At 69.5% G+C, this 13,418-nt stretch carries 13 protein-coding genes, 1 pseudogene and 1 riboswitch; of the genes and pseudogenes, 5 read left to right on the top strand and 9 right to left on the bottom strand.

Annotated features, from left to right (window positions below; translation table 11 throughout):
- Positions 1-52: 52 nt before the first annotated feature.
- The 4 genes and pseudogenes from AB0I54_RS12010 to AB0I54_RS11995 form a co-directional block, all read right to left on the bottom strand.
- Positions 53-1,186, bottom strand: coding sequence for an IS630 family transposase (locus AB0I54_RS12010; RefSeq protein WP_363295826.1), 1,134 nt, complete (start codon positions 1,184-1,186; stop codon positions 53-55).
- A gap of 27 nt (positions 1,187-1,213) precedes the next feature.
- The gene (locus tag AB0I54_RS12005; protein WP_363295825.1) at positions 1,214-1,972 is read right to left on the bottom strand and encodes a hypothetical protein; all 759 of its coding nucleotides are present in this window, start codon (positions 1,970-1,972) and stop codon (positions 1,214-1,216) included.
- 40 nt (positions 1,973-2,012) lie between these two features.
- A complete protein-coding gene (locus tag AB0I54_RS12000) occupies positions 2,013-2,423 on the bottom strand; it encodes a hypothetical protein (protein WP_363295824.1) in 411 nt (136 codons plus the stop codon).
- Between the two features lie 46 nt (positions 2,424-2,469).
- Positions 2,470-3,460, bottom strand: a pseudogene (locus tag AB0I54_RS11995) (IS5 family transposase).
- Between the two features lie 1,411 nt (positions 3,461-4,871).
- On the opposite strand from AB0I54_RS11995, the gene AB0I54_RS11990 reads away from it, so the two are divergent.
- Positions 4,872-5,051 carry a hypothetical protein gene (locus tag AB0I54_RS11990; protein WP_363295823.1) on the top strand — a complete coding sequence of 60 codons (180 nt, stop codon included), beginning with the start codon at positions 4,872-4,874 and terminating at the stop codon, positions 5,049-5,051.
- 18 nt (positions 5,052-5,069) lie between these two features.
- Here AB0I54_RS11990 and AB0I54_RS11985 read toward each other — a convergent pair whose 3' ends face one another.
- Positions 5,070-6,182, bottom strand: a complete 1,113-nt coding sequence (locus AB0I54_RS11985; RefSeq protein WP_363295822.1) for a histidine kinase — start codon at positions 6,180-6,182, stop codon at positions 5,070-5,072.
- On the bottom strand, positions 6,179-6,844 hold the full coding sequence (locus AB0I54_RS11980) for a response regulator transcription factor (RefSeq protein ID WP_363296074.1): 666 nt from the start codon (positions 6,842-6,844) through the stop codon (positions 6,179-6,181). The genes AB0I54_RS11985 and AB0I54_RS11980 overlap by 4 nt, the downstream gene beginning before the upstream one ends.
- A gap of 217 nt (positions 6,845-7,061) precedes the next feature.
- Between AB0I54_RS11980 and AB0I54_RS11975 the strand changes: the two genes are divergently transcribed.
- A complete protein-coding gene (locus AB0I54_RS11975) occupies positions 7,062-8,336 on the top strand; it encodes a DUF418 domain-containing protein (protein ID WP_363295821.1) in 1,275 nt (424 codons plus the stop codon).
- Between the two features lie 72 nt (positions 8,337-8,408).
- On the opposite strand, the gene AB0I54_RS11970 is transcribed toward AB0I54_RS11975, so the two are convergent.
- The 3 genes from AB0I54_RS11970 to AB0I54_RS11960 all read right to left on the bottom strand — a co-directional run bounded on the left by AB0I54_RS11970 (position 8,409) and on the right by AB0I54_RS11960 (position 10,555).
- A complete protein-coding gene (locus tag AB0I54_RS11970) occupies positions 8,409-8,963 on the bottom strand; it encodes a DUF4262 domain-containing protein (protein WP_363295819.1) in 555 nt (184 codons plus the stop codon).
- Between the two features lie 92 nt (positions 8,964-9,055).
- A complete protein-coding gene (locus AB0I54_RS11965; protein ID WP_363295818.1) occupies positions 9,056-9,997 on the bottom strand; it encodes a TIGR01777 family oxidoreductase in 942 nt (313 codons plus the stop codon).
- A gap of 69 nt (positions 9,998-10,066) precedes the next feature.
- Positions 10,067-10,555 carry an N-acetyltransferase family protein gene (locus tag AB0I54_RS11960; protein ID WP_363295817.1) on the bottom strand — a complete coding sequence of 163 codons (489 nt, stop codon included), beginning with the start codon at positions 10,553-10,555 and terminating at the stop codon, positions 10,067-10,069.
- A gap of 31 nt (positions 10,556-10,586) precedes the next feature.
- On the opposite strand from AB0I54_RS11960, the gene AB0I54_RS11955 reads away from it, so the two are divergent.
- The 3 genes from AB0I54_RS11955 to AB0I54_RS11945 all read left to right on the top strand — a co-directional run bounded on the left by AB0I54_RS11955 (position 10,587) and on the right by AB0I54_RS11945 (position 13,288).
- Complete coding sequence (locus AB0I54_RS11955) at positions 10,587-11,195, top strand: XRE family transcriptional regulator (protein WP_363295815.1); 609 nt, start codon at positions 10,587-10,589, stop codon at positions 11,193-11,195.
- Positions 11,192-12,385 (top strand): MFS transporter, encoded by a 1,194-nt coding sequence (locus AB0I54_RS11950; RefSeq protein ID WP_363295814.1) that lies wholly within the window; start codon positions 11,192-11,194, stop codon positions 12,383-12,385. Before AB0I54_RS11955 ends, AB0I54_RS11950 begins: the two co-directional genes overlap by 4 nt.
- 129 nt (positions 12,386-12,514) lie before the next feature.
- On the top strand, positions 12,515-13,288 hold the full coding sequence (locus AB0I54_RS11945; RefSeq protein ID WP_363295813.1) for a VOC family protein: 774 nt from the start codon (positions 12,515-12,517) through the stop codon (positions 13,286-13,288).
- Positions 13,289-13,341: 53 nt separating this feature from the next.
- Positions 13,342-13,410: riboswitch (guanidine-III (ykkC-III) riboswitch) on the top strand.
- Positions 13,411-13,418 lie beyond the last annotated feature (8 nt).

The following is a 13,418-nucleotide window of genomic DNA, read 5'->3' as shown; positions in this document are numbered from 1 at the left end:
AGCCGGTGCTGTCATATCCGGAGGGGCGGGCCCTGCCCGCGCTAGTGCCGCATCAGGCAACGTTCGCCCTGTTGACCACCTCGCGGAGACGTTCGTCGGCGGCGTGCCTGTTCCGCCAGATGATGTAGCGGCGGATCATGCTGCCCTGCTCCTTGTGGCTGGCATGGTCGGTGCCGTCCAAGGCGAAGTAGCGCAGGGCGGTGAACTGGGCCTCGATGCGGTTCAGCCAGGAGCTGTTGGTCGGCGTGTAGGCAAACTCGACGTTGTTGGCTGCGGCCCAGTCGCCGACCCGGCTGTCCTTCTTCGTGGTCAGGTGCGGCGAGAAGTTGTCGAGCACGATCGCGATGCGGATCTTCGGCGGGTAGAGGCTGCGCAGATAGCGGCAGAACTCCAGGAACCGCGTCCGGTTCTTCTTCGGCTTGATGTGACCGTAGAGCTTGTCCATGCCCAGGTCGTAGGCGGCGAACAGGTGCCTGACCCCGTGCGGGCGGGTGTAGGTCGCCCGTCTGCGGGGCCGTGGCTCTCGGGCAGGATCCTTGTGCCGTCCTCCGCGCTCGGCCCACTGCTGGCCCGGGTGGGGCTGGAGGTTGAGCGGACCGAACTCGTCCAGGCACAAGATGACTTCAGGCTCGCCGTCCTCGGGTATGACCTCTCCGTCGGCAATCGCGTAGAGGTGCTCGACGCGGGCTTTCTTGGCGGCGTAGTCCGGGTCGCGGGAGGTCTTCCAGGTCTTTATGCGTTGAAACGAGACGCCCTCCTCGCGGAGCAGGACCCGAAGGCCCTCGTGGCTGATGTCGTCGACCACCCCCTCGGCGACCAGGAAGTCGGCCAGCTTGGCCAGGCTCCAGGTCGAAAACGGCAGGCCGTGCTCGGTCGGCCTGGACTTGACGATCTTCTTGATCTCCCGGCGCTCCGGGAGGCTGAAGGTCCTCGGTCGACCGCCCTTGTACTTCGGGTAGAGCGAGTCGAAGCCGTCGGCGTTGAAGTTGTGGATCACGTCCCGGACCCGGTCCGGGCTGGTGAACGTCACCTCGGCGATCTTTGCCACGGGCATGCCCTGCGCGGATAACAGCACGATCTGTGCCCGCCGCCAGGTCACCACCGAACCGGTGCCTCTACGGATGATCCGCAGCAGGCGCTGCCCCTCGCCGCCATCGATCTCGCGAACGCGTATCCGCTCTGCCATCCGCACATGATCTCGTTCAATGCACGATCATGCGGGCATCCCAGGCGGTGCGTAGTGGCGCAAGTAGTCACGCACCTGAGGCTCGAGTCCGGACAGATCATTGCCGTTCAGGGCATGCCAGAGACGGTTCTCGATCCAGAACCGATAGGCGAACTCCTCGAACGAAGGTGCACACCAGAGGATTGCGGCCCTTTGCTCCTCCGGATCGTTGAGATTGGTCTCCGTCTCTTCCCCATCCCGCCGTGCCTCGTACTCGTATTCGTAGTCGAGATAGGAGTGCACCACGAACGCCTCACCCGAAGGACGGAGGTAGAGGTACCAGATGACGCAGTCCTGTTGATCCCGCAGGAATCGCACGAGGAAGGCACCAGGCTCGACCGGACTGGGCAGGGGCTCTGAGATATCGGTCCAGCAGCAGGTCACCGAGACCTCATCCAGCGAGTAGTGCAGCTTCGAGTCGGCCTGGAAGGTGACGAAGTCCCGAGGCAGCGTCAAGCCCTTGGCCGCAACGTTTTCTGCCAAGCGATTGAGCGCCGTGACCTGTTCGGGAACAGGTTCGCCGGTACCACCGAGCCATTGAAAGGCGCCCGTGAACTCGGTGGAGTCGAGAGGTGGCAGGCTCTCGTAGGGGTAGTACTCATAGGTGTAGCGGCAGGGTCGGTATTCACCCAGGTCGGTGGCACACCAAGCAGCGTCAAAGCCGACCGAGGACAAGTCAGACCCTGATCGTTCACCAGGCATCGGCCCCCCATTGATCACCGTGAGCGGAGTTGTTGGCGTCAGCATCGCACTGCCTACTGACACTCCCTGCGACGAGTGGGGCAGGCTAGCTCTCCCTGGTGAGGAACCAAGCCAACACAGCCACGCCGATGGGTAACGCAACAAGGTAGCCGACGAGGATACCGACGCCCGGATCAGCCAGCGCAGGGAAGGCCCAGTTCATTGCTGCAGCCACGAGCAGTCTCACCGTTGCCAGCGCAAGGAGAGCGGCAACAACAGCAAGCCGACGCGGCGGGCCCGCCCCGCTGTACAACTCAGCCGCAGGCCCGATCGCGATCAGGCCCGTCACGAGGAGGACGAAACCAGTGTCGGGCAGCCACCCGAACGGCCACCCCACCAGAGCGACCAACCCGGAGAAGGCGAGGCCGCCCAGTTCCAGCGCGACGGTGGACACTACCGGGTGGTCCCACGAGGGGCGTCGGATCGAGCCGCTCCCACTGTCCTTTTCATCGGCCACGTCGTCAGAGTAGCCATCGGCAGGGCGAACGTTGCCTGATGCGGCACTAGGTCGTTTCTGATGGCTCTTGGACGGTGTCTCGGAGCCAGATGACGATCGCTGCAACGGCCAGGGTGCCGTTGAAGATGTAGTCGCGCTTGTCGTACCGGCTGGCCACTGCCCGGTACTGCTTCCACTTGCTGACGCACCGTTCGACGGCACTGCGGCGGCGGTACTGGGCCTTGTCGAAGGCTGGCGGACGTCCTCCGGCACGGCCCTTGCGCCGGCGGCTGACCCGCTGGTCATCGGGCTGGGCAATGGTCGCCTTGATCCCCCGCCGCCGCAGATAAGCGCGGTTGTCGCGGCTGGAATAGGCCTTGTCGCCGCGGACGCGATCAGGCCGCCTGCGGGGCCGCCCCGGTCCGCGCCGCCGGATCCGTAAGCCGTCCAGCACGGGAATGAACATGGGGCTGTCGCCCCGTTGCCCCGTTGCCCCGTTGCCCCGTTGCCCCGTTGCCCCGGCGAGGTCTGCCAGGTGAGCGGGCGCGCCCGGTCGTCGGACAGCAGGTGGATTTTGCTGGTCAGTCCGCCCCGTGAGCGCCCCAGCGCCTCCCGCCCATCGGCTTCCACACGTGCACCGCCCCCTTTTACGGGAAGTCGCACGGCGGCCGGCGGCGGGCACCGGCCGCGTGCTGATGCGCCCGGCAGGAGGTGGAGTCGATGTTCACCGCCCACTCCCGTCGACGCCGCGCGGTCTCCGCTTCTACCGCCTTCGCCAGGGCCCCGTCGGGATCGGCGGCGTCGGCCTCGATCTGTAACTCGGCCAGGATCTGCCGCCAGGTGCCATCCGCCGACCAGCGGCGATGCCGCTCGTAGACGGTCTGCCAGGGACCGTACCGCTCAGGCAGGTCCGGCCAGGGCACCCCCGTCCGGGCCCGGAACAGCACCCCGTTGATCACTCTGCGGTGATCGGCCCACCGCCCACCGGGCTTGCCGTTGGCGGGCAGCAACGACTCGATCCTCTGCCACTGCGCGTCCGTGAGCTCATGTCGCCGCACCATGAGGCGCACCTGCCCACCCGAAGTCCTGATCCACCCACCCCAGCAAGAGCCATCAGAAACGACCTAGGGCGCGTGGGGAAAATCAGCTTTGCGAAATCTCGCGCTGAACCCCTGGTTGGGCCTCGTGGGCCGTAGAGCCCGGTGCTGGCAGATCTTCCCGCCCGCCCTATGAGGGATCCCTCCCGGACAGATGGGCACACCAAGAGGTGCTGGGGGTGGGCGAGTTGGGTGAAGGGGCTGGTACTGCGCAGGACTGATCGACCGCACGCGGGAGGCCGGGCCGGCCGTAGGACAAATGAGTGGTCGCAGGGCAGCCGCTACAGCCGCGTTCTCAGCGACCGCGTCGGCGTGCGCGAACAGGCTCCCGGCCCATACGAGAAGGAGAGGAGACGGAGAGCCCTCAGGAGGTGGATACGACGATCCCGTGGGAAGGCATCGCAGTGCGGGTGGCGTTACACCGCCTCAGCCCGCGCGCACCGACTGCGCGGACCGGCTGCTGCCGGGGACCACTAGCCGGGTCAGCGACAACAAAACGCGCTGGAGACGTGCGCCAGATCGATGTGGCGCCGCCGAGTCAGGTCCACGCGCGGGTTCATGAACGGGAGTTCAGCAGACGCCCACCACGTTGGTCAATGCCTTCCCGGACAGGTCTTGCATTGCGGACACCGTGGTTCGCACGCCGGCCGGCGACCCTCGACACCGAGATCGCGACCGCCTGACCGGCCGTGCCGCTCGGCACCTACACCGGATGGAACGCGCGAGCGCCCGGCCAAGGTCACGGTGCGCTGTACGAGTTCAGCAGCTCCACGCTCCCTTCGCCGCCGCCACGGAGGACGAGCGGCTGATCACCGGGGAGCCGCGTCCCAGCGTCCGAAAACGCTACCGGGACTCGGCCGACTACGTCGCCAGGATCAGGGCCGCTGCCGAGGAACTCGTGGCACGGCAACGGACTGGTCGGCTCCACGTCACCGCTTGGAGCTGCCGTGACCACGCGCGCCCCCGTTGCGCTGTGTGGATCGACCAGCAGGTCGAGTCGACGCTCGGCCGGATTGCCGGTCTGTACGGCGTCCAACGTGAGCAGAGCGAGGGCGTCGCAGCCGTCCAGCGTCAGGGGGCGCAGCCGGCCCGGTCCAGTGCCGCGGCGGCGGACCTCGGCGTCGTACTCGCATCGCACAGGCACGTCCTCGGCCGCGCAGCGCCCCGCTCGCGCCCACGGATCCGTGGCGAGGTACGGCGGGTGTGAAGTTCGTACGCAAGGCCCCGGCAAGAGAGCCGAGTGACCGCGGACGAGTAAGGCGAGGCGCACCAGCAACACGGCGCGCACCACGGGCACCGACGAGGAGATCGTCCAGCTCGTGCGCAAGCCGGCGGGCAAAAGCCGGCCCCGGAGGTGTGGCCGTGGTGCGGGGTGCCTACCAGGGCGGTCGCCTGCGGCCTCGTCCGGCGCGATCCGGCCAGCGGCGCCCTTCCGCCGTCCGCACCGCTGATCATCGATAGGCAGATCGGCACTCTGACCAGCGTCGCCAACGGCGGCTCCGCCGGGATCACCTGCCCCCGGCGGCCGGGCGTGACCACCTGCCACCGCTGAGGGCGCGGGTTCCCTCGGTCATCGGTCCTGTTCGACGGGCAGTTCCAGGTGGAGTTCGTACCCACCGTCGGCCGTGGGACCGGAGGTGACGGAGCCACCGAGGAGTTCGGCGCGTTGGCGCAGGCCGGCGAGGCCGTGGTGGGCGCTGGGCAGGGCGAGTACGGGGCGGGTGGGGGCATCGTTGGTGATGAGGGTGTGGATGGTGCCGTCCTCTTGGCGGATCTCGACGGTTGCCGAGGCGCCGGGCGCGTGTTTGCGGACGTTGGTGAGGGCTTCCTGCACGGTGCGGTAGACGGCGCGCTGGACGGTGGGCGGAAGGGAGGTCGGCAGGTCGGTCTTCAGCTCTGTTTCGATGCCGCTGCTGTCGACGAGGCTCTGCAGGTCGGCGAGGGACGGCTGGGGGGTGAGTTCCGTGGGGCGGCTGCCGGAAGCGCGCAGCACGCTGACCATGTGCCGCAGTTCGTCGAGGGTGTGCACACTGAGCTGCCGGATCGTGGCCGCGGCCTTTCTGGTCTCCGCGTCCTGGCTGCCCACCTGAAGCGCTCCGGCCTGTACGGCGATCAGGCTGACCTGGTGGGAGACCACGTCGTGCATCTCGCGGGCCAGTTGGGCGCGTTCCTGGGCCAGGATGCTCTGCGCGGCCAGCTGCCGTTCCTGCTCGCGTGCCTCGGTGATCTCCGCGAGCCGCAGCGACAGGTCGCGTCGCGCCTGCACGAGCTGGCCGAGGAAGACGGGCGCCACCGCGGTGGCCAGTGTGTAACTGAGGTGCAGGAGGGTGTCGATCTGGTCGAGTTGGGCGGCCTCCAGGGACGACCAGGGCCAGGGCAGGAAGTCGATGACCGCGTAGGTCACGGAGCAGCCGACCAGCAGGACACGGTGGCGGCTGAGCGAGGAGAGCGTGTACAGCGCGACGATCGTGGCGAACACCGCGTCGGAGAGCATGGCCGTGGGCAGGGTGAGGACGAAGGTTGCCAGGGGCGCGCGGCGACGCAGGAACAGGGCGCCGGCGGCGAGCAACGCGCAGGCCATGGCCAACGGCGCCTGGACGCCGACGCGGACCCAGGCGTCCGCCAGCGCGACCAGCACGAGGACGCCGTCCACCAGTGGAGCCGGCACCCCTCGGCGGCTCACCCGGCGTCCTCGTCCTGCGACGGTGCCAGCAGACCCGCTCGCTCGGCGACCAGCACCGCCTGGACGCGGCTGCCGACGCGCAGTTTGCTGAGTACGGCGCTGACATGGCCCTTGACCGTGCCGGTACTCAGATGCAGCCGTTCGCCGATGTCGGTGTTGGCCAGGCCCTGGGCCATGAGAACGAGGACTGCGCGCTCGCGCTCGGTCAGCCGGGCCGTGAGGTGGACGGCGGGCTCGCGCACGTCCTTGTCGAGGTAGGCGTCCACCACCGTGCGGGTGACCTTGGACGACAGCACGGTCCCGCCCTCGGCGAGGGCGCGCACTAGGTAGGGCAGCTGCTCCGGGTCGGTGTCCTTGAGCAGAAAGCCGGCCGCGCCCGAGCGCAGGGCGGTCGCCACGTATTCGTCGGCGTCGAACGTGGTGAGCATGGCCACCACCGGGGGGTCCGGCATACGGCGCAGGTCGGCCAGGACGGAGAGCCCGTCGACGTCCGGCATGCGGATGTCCAGCAGAACGACGTCGGGGTGTGACTCGCGCACCGTTCGGACGGCCTCGCCGCCTTGGACGGCCGCCACGACCTCGATGTCGTCCGCCGCGTTGAGGATGTGGGTGAAGCCGCCGCGGACCAGGGCTTCGTCGTCGACCACCAGGACCCGGATCACGTGCGCTCCGCTCGTCGCATACTCCCGTTCGATCCGTACCACGGTGGGGGCCGTTCCTCGGCGGGCCGAAGGCGATTCCCGCCGATTGGCGGCGCCGCTCCGGCCGGTCGACCTGGGTGTCTTCGGCCGGTCGGCGGGGTGGTTCGGGCCGGTCGGGAGGGTGTTTTCGGATATGTGCCCTGTGAGCGGGGTCCGGGATTCGGCACACTCTGAAGGCATGACCCAGAACGCATCGCCGGACGTACCGGCGGCGGTGTCACGTCCGCTGAAGACGCAGAGCCCCTCCGCCCCGGCGGATGCGCCGTCGCGCGGGCGGCTGTCGCCCGGACGACTGATCGGCATAGACCTGGCCCGCGGCCTCGCGGTCTTCGGCATGTACTCCGCTCATGTCGGCCCGGACGTGTCGGTCGGCGGACCTCTGGGGTTCCTGCTGGAGACGGCGCGGGGCCGCTCGTCCGCGCTCTTCGCCCTGCTCGCGGGGTTCTCGCTGGTCATCATCACCGGACGGCCCCGCCCCCGGACCGGGCGCCCCGGCCGGCAGGCGGTGGGCCGAGTCGTGATCCGGGCTGTCGTCCTGCTGGTGCTCGGATACGCCCTGACCGCCCTGGGAACCGACGTCGACGTGATCCTCAGCTTCTACGGGCTGCTCTTTGTGACCGTCCTGCCGCTGTACCGGTTGCGGGCCGGGACACTGGCGCTCCTCGCTGCCGCGGGGGCGATGATCCTGCCCCAGGCGCTGCATGTGATCCGGAATTCGATCGAGGAGGGGAACTGGGCGGACACCGTCGCCGCCTGGGACCCTTTGGCCCGGATGACCGGCACCGACGGCATCACCGAACTGATGTTCACCGGGGCGTATCCGGTCCTCACCTGGATCCCGTTCCTGCTTGCCGGCATGGCAGTGGCCAAACTCGATCTCACCCGGCCCGGTGTCCGGGCCCGACTGGCGCTCACCAGTGCGGTGCTCGGCCTGCTCGGCTACGGCGGCTCCTGGCTGGCCCTGCGTCTGGTCCCGCACGCCCTGACGGCCGTCGCGAATGCCACGGGCGGTTCGGCGGCGTCGGCATGGTGGTCCGACACCGTGGGCGAACCCGACGGTCACGCCCCGCTCTCCTGGCTGCTGGTGGCCGCACCGCACAGCCAGACGACCTTCTCCATACTGGGCAACACCGGTGTCGCCCTGCTGGTCGTGGTCGTATGCCTGACCGTCGCGGACCGGATGCCACGGCTCACGCGTCTGGCCACACCCGTCTCGGCGGTCGGCATGATGGCGCTGACGGCCTACGTCCTGCACATCGTCGCCCTCTGGTTCTTCACCGACGTCTGGTACGTGGCCGCGGTCCAGGACGACACGATGGCCGCGCTTCCCGCACTTCTCGCTTTCATCGGCGCGGCCGCCCTCCTGGCAACCGTATGGACCCGTCTGTTCCGCCGAGGCCCCTTCGAACACCTGCTCCACCTCGCCACCCGTCCGGCGCAGCACATCAAGTAGCGCCGCCATCCAGGACCCCGCACACACCAAGACCATGCGCATGGCTCAGGAGTTCCGCGGCCGCACGGCCCGTCAACCGCTCACGAGCGTCGCCCAGACTCCTCGCGGATGCTCGGTCGGCTTCAGCCACGACTGGGGCTGGGACTGCCGGTAGTGCTCGTCGGCTCCCGGCTGCCAGAGGTACCGGCCCTCCGCGTCGGGCCACACCACCTGCAGGACCGGAAAGGGAGGCCGCCGGTAGAAGGAGATCGCCCGCCCGAAGAACTCCCGGTACCAGCGCAGATCCGTTTCCTTCAGGACAACCGGACGCGCCTCGACGACTTCGCGGTATTCCTGGCCGCTCTCCAGTACAGCCCCTTGTGCGGCCCTGCTCCCCAAGGTGTTGAGCAGTGCATGCATCGTCTGGATGTCCAGCCCGAACACAGCCAGTTCGGGCACCGCGTGGGTGTGCCAGAGCCCGATCGTGTACGCGAAGCCGGGCCCCTCGTCATCGGCCGGCACCATCATCACGCTCCAGCCGTGCTCCTGAACCTGCTCGACCGTCCGCAGGTCGAGGCGATCCGCCTCATCACGGTCGCCATAGTCATGGCAGATCACGCAGCGGCAGGCAGGACACTCGTGAGGCATGTCGGTGACAGTACCTCGCGCTTCCCGCGCCGCCTCGCGGACTCCGTTGCCCGATGAGAAGGAGGAGACACAGCTGTGCCCATGCCGGCCGGCTAATCGCGGCGAATCCGTCGGATCAGGTCCGTGGCGGCTTCCTCCCACCCGGGATGCGCAAAGCCGAACCCGGCCGCACTCAGCCGACCCGGTACCACCCGGCGGCTCTTGAGGAGCAGTTCCGTGTCCGTGCGCAGCGCGAATGCCCCCAGTTCCGCCATCCATCGCGTCGCCGGCAGGCCTACCGGCGCGCCCTGGGCCGCGCGTAGTACCCGCATGAACTCGCGGTGCGGAAGAGGGCCGGGTGAGCAGAGGTTCACGGGCCCTTCGAGGTCGTCCTGGGCGATCAGGAACTGCACCGCGCGTACGAAGTCCTCGTCATGGATCCAGGAGACGTACTGCGCACCGCCGGCGACCGGCCCGCCGAGCCCCAGCCGGACCAGCCACAGCAGTACGTCGAAGACCCCGCCCCGATCCGGGCTCATGACCATCGCCGAGCGCAGCGCCACCTTCCGTGTCGCCGGTGTCCGCGCCTCGGTCTGCGCCCGCTCCCAGTTCTTCGCGATCTCGACGCTGTACGCCCAGTAGTCCGGCACCCCGGCCTCCGAGCCGCCGATCACTCCCGTCGCCTCGTCGTGGGCCGCGTCGAAGCGATGGGCGTAGATCGTCGCGGTACTCATCTGCAGCCACACTCGCGGTGGCCGCGCGGCGGCGGCGATCGCCTCGCCCACCACCCGCGCCGACTCCACCCGCGAATCCATCATGGCCTGCAGGTTCTCGGCGGTGTAGCGGCAGGAGACGCTGCGTCCGGCCAGGTTGATCACGACGTCGCTGCCGTCGATCGCCTCGGCCCAGGGGCCCGGCGTGCGTCCGTCCCAGCCGATTTCACGCTCCCGCTCCGGGCGCCTGGTCAGCACCGCGACCTCATGACCGGCGGCCGTCAGCGCACGGTTCAGGATCGTGCCCACCTGCCCGGTTCCCCCGGGTAGCACTACCTTCATCGAGCCCCCTCAACTTCGGTGGGCACAAGCGTAGCCGCCAGATTTGAACGCGTTCAAATGGGGTGCGGTTCAGGTCAACGGCAGTTGCATGAGGGTCAGGTCCAGCCAGCGGCCGAACTTGGTGCCGACCTCCGGCATCGTTCCGACGTGGCGGAAGCCGAAGCCCTCGTGCAGGCGGATCGACGCGGTGTTGCCGGCCTCGATGCCCGCGATCATCACATGGTGGCCGGCCTGGCGCGCGGCGGCGATGAGGGCGGTCATCAGGGCGGAGCCGATGCCCAGGCCGTGGCAGCCCTCGCGAACGTAGACGGAGTTCTCCACGGTGTGGCGGTATCCGTCCAGTTCCCGCCACGGGCCGTAGACCGCGAACCCGGCGACCTCGCCGTCCACCTCGGCCACGAACGCCGAGCCGCGGGCCAGGTGAGCGGCAAGCCAGGCGGTACTTTCCGCGGGCGTCTGCAGTGTCCGCGTCCACAGGGCCGTCGAGTGCTCGATCGCATGGTTGCGGATGGCGCGCACGGCCTCGACGTCGTCTGGATGGGCGGGGCGGATCCGCACGGCACACTCCGGTTTCTCGTATATTGGATTCGTGTCCAATATAGTAGATCCACTGGTGGGCCAGATCGCCACCCGCATCCGCACCGAACGGGAACGGCGCCGATGGACCCTGGCCCAGCTCGCCGACGCCTCCGGTGTCTCCCGCGCCATGATCAACCGGATCGAGCGCGGCGAAAGCAGCCCCACCGCCGTGGTCCTGGGCAAGTTGTCCGCCGCCTTCCAGCTCAGCGTCTCCTCTCTGCTCGCGCTTGCCGAGGGCGCGGCCGACGACACCGCACCCCTCGATGGCGACGGCGAGACGGGGAGCGTGCGGCGTCGGGGCGATGCCCCGGAGTGGTCCGATCCCGCCACCGGGTACCGACGCCGCCAGATCACCGGGCCGCACTTCCCCGCGGAGATCGCCGAGGTCCGCCTGCCCGCCGGTGCCCGTGTGCCGTACCCGGCCGCGGCCTTCGCGTTCCTGCGGCAGGTCATCTGGGTGCTCGACGGGCATCTGACCTTCCACGAGGGCGATGTGGTGCATGAACTCGACGAGGGCGACACGATCGCGCTCGGCGAGCCCTGCCCGCGCGTCTTTGCGAACACCAGCGGAGCCGAGTGCCGCTATGCCGTCATCCTCGCCCGGGCCGAGCGGCCATGACCCTGCGCCCCGGCGGCACGTTCTTCCTCGCCTGCACAGCCGGCACCGCCATAGCGAACAACTACGCGATACAGCCCGCCCTCACCGACGTGGCCGCACGACTCGGCGTGCCGCTCTCCGTCATCGGGCTCGTACCGACCGCCGCGCTCACCGGCTGCGTGGTCGGCTTCGCCCTCCTGCTTCCGCTCACCGACCGTGTGGCCCCCAACCGCCTGATCGCGGGACAGCTCCTGTGCCTGGCCGCCGCCCTCGCCCTGGCCGCGTCCGCCCACAGCGCGGGGGTTCTTCTTGCCTCCTACCTGCTCATCGGCGCCACAGCCAGCGTCGCGGCACAGGCGAGCAGCATCGTCGGCCGCCATGCTCCGCCCGCACGACGCGCCACGGGTGTCGCCACGGTGGCCGCGGGCATGTCGGCCGGCATCCTGCTCAGCCGGACGGCCGGCGGAGCCCTCGCCGATGTCCTCGGCTGGCGGTGGATGCTGCTCGTCTTCGCCGCTCTCGCCCTCCTGGGAGCCCTGGGCGCGGCCACGCTCCTGCCCCGGCAGCAGCCCCACACCGGCCACGGCTACCTCGCCACGCTCCGCTCGCTCCCACCGCTCCTGCGCCGGCACCGGCCCCTGCGTCACGCGGTGATCGCGGGCGGCCTGTGGTACTTCGCCTTCAACCTGGTCTGGGTGGCACTGGCGCTCGCCCTCGCCCAGCCGCCCTACTCGCTCAGCCCTTCCGCCATCGGGCTGTACAGTCTGGCGGGCCTCCTCGGCTTCGCCGCCCTCCCCGTCACCGGACGGCTCACCGACCGTTACACCCCCCGCGCCGTGATCACCGCCGCCATGGTGGCCGCGGCAGGCGGAACCGCCCTGCTCGCCACGGGCCTCGGCACCCCACCGCTCACCGCGCTCGGACTCGCCGTCTTCGACGCCGGCTGCTTCGCCGCCCAAGCAGCCAATCAGAGCCGGGTCATCGCCCTCGACCCCGGCCGCAGCGGCAGCCTCAGCAGCGTCTACCTGGTGCTGTACTTCGTCGTCGGCGCCATCGGCACTGCACTCGCGGCACCCGTGCTCGAAGGCCTCGGCTGGCGGGGCGCCTCCCTCATCGCCCTCGTCGCCCTGCTGCTCGCCGGCCTTGTCGGGCACGCCGGCACCCGACAGGCCCGACAGCCCGCGTCGGCCGAGCGGCTCGACTGCGCATGAGTGGTGCGGGCGACCGGGTTCCCCAGCCCGGGTGAAAGGGCCGGGACATGGGGACCGTTGTGCCGGGAGCCATGCGTGAAGGGCGGCATAGTGACGGGGTCTCAGCACCGGACGCGCAGGAGGAAACGCATGCTCGGCACCGACTACCGCGCCGGGTCGCCCGTCTGGATCGACCTCGGCAGCCCGGACCTGGAGGCGGCCGCCGCCTTCTACAGCGCCGTCTTCGGCTGGCGGTTCATGTCGCTCGGGCCCGAAGCGGGCGGGTACGGGCTCTTCCAGCAGGACGGGAAGACCGTCGCCGCCCTCGGGCCGCTGACCGAGGAGGGCGCCCAGTCGGCCTGGACGACGTACTTCCGCAGCGACGACATCCAGGCCACCGCCCGTGATGTGGTCACCGGGGGCGGTCGTGTGCGTGTCGAGCCGATGAGCGTGGGCGAGGGGCAACTGGCCCAGTTCACCGATCCGCAGGGTGCGGAGTTCGCCGTGTTCGAAGCCGGGGCGGGCCTGGAGAAGACGTCCGAGGACAACACGCTGGTGTGGGTCGAGCTGCAGGTCGCGGACCCGGAAGCGGCCATCCGCTTCTACCACGGGCTGTTCGGCTGGCGCTCTCAGGAGATGCAGGCGCCCGGCATGACGTACCGGGTCCTGAGCATCAGGGACGGCGACCAGGAGGAGGGGTCCTTCGGCGGCGTGGCTCCGCTTCAGGGAGAACACGAGGTGGCTCGCTGGGTGCCGTACTTCGCCGTTGCCGATGCGGATGCCGTCGTCACCGCGGTGCAGGCAAACGGCGGGACGGTGCTCATGCCGGCCGCGGACGTGCCGGACGTCGGGCGCATCGCCTGGCTGGCGGACCCGGCCCAGGCGGTGTTCGCCGTGCTCAAGCCGAACCCGCGCCAGACCTGACGGCTGTCGGCAACCACGGTGCCTGGCGGTGGGTGTGCGGTGATAACGTCCGGCCGGAGGCGCACATGCGTGTCTCCCCGGACGAGATGTGCGCCGTACCCGGCCCGCCAAGACGACGCACTTCGGGAGG

The sequence above is a fragment of the Streptomyces sp. NPDC050625 genome (genome assembly GCF_040654755.1).
Classification (GTDB): Bacteria; Actinomycetota; Actinomycetes; order Streptomycetales; family Streptomycetaceae; genus Streptomyces.
This window is presented reverse-complemented; position numbering and strand designations above follow the sequence as displayed.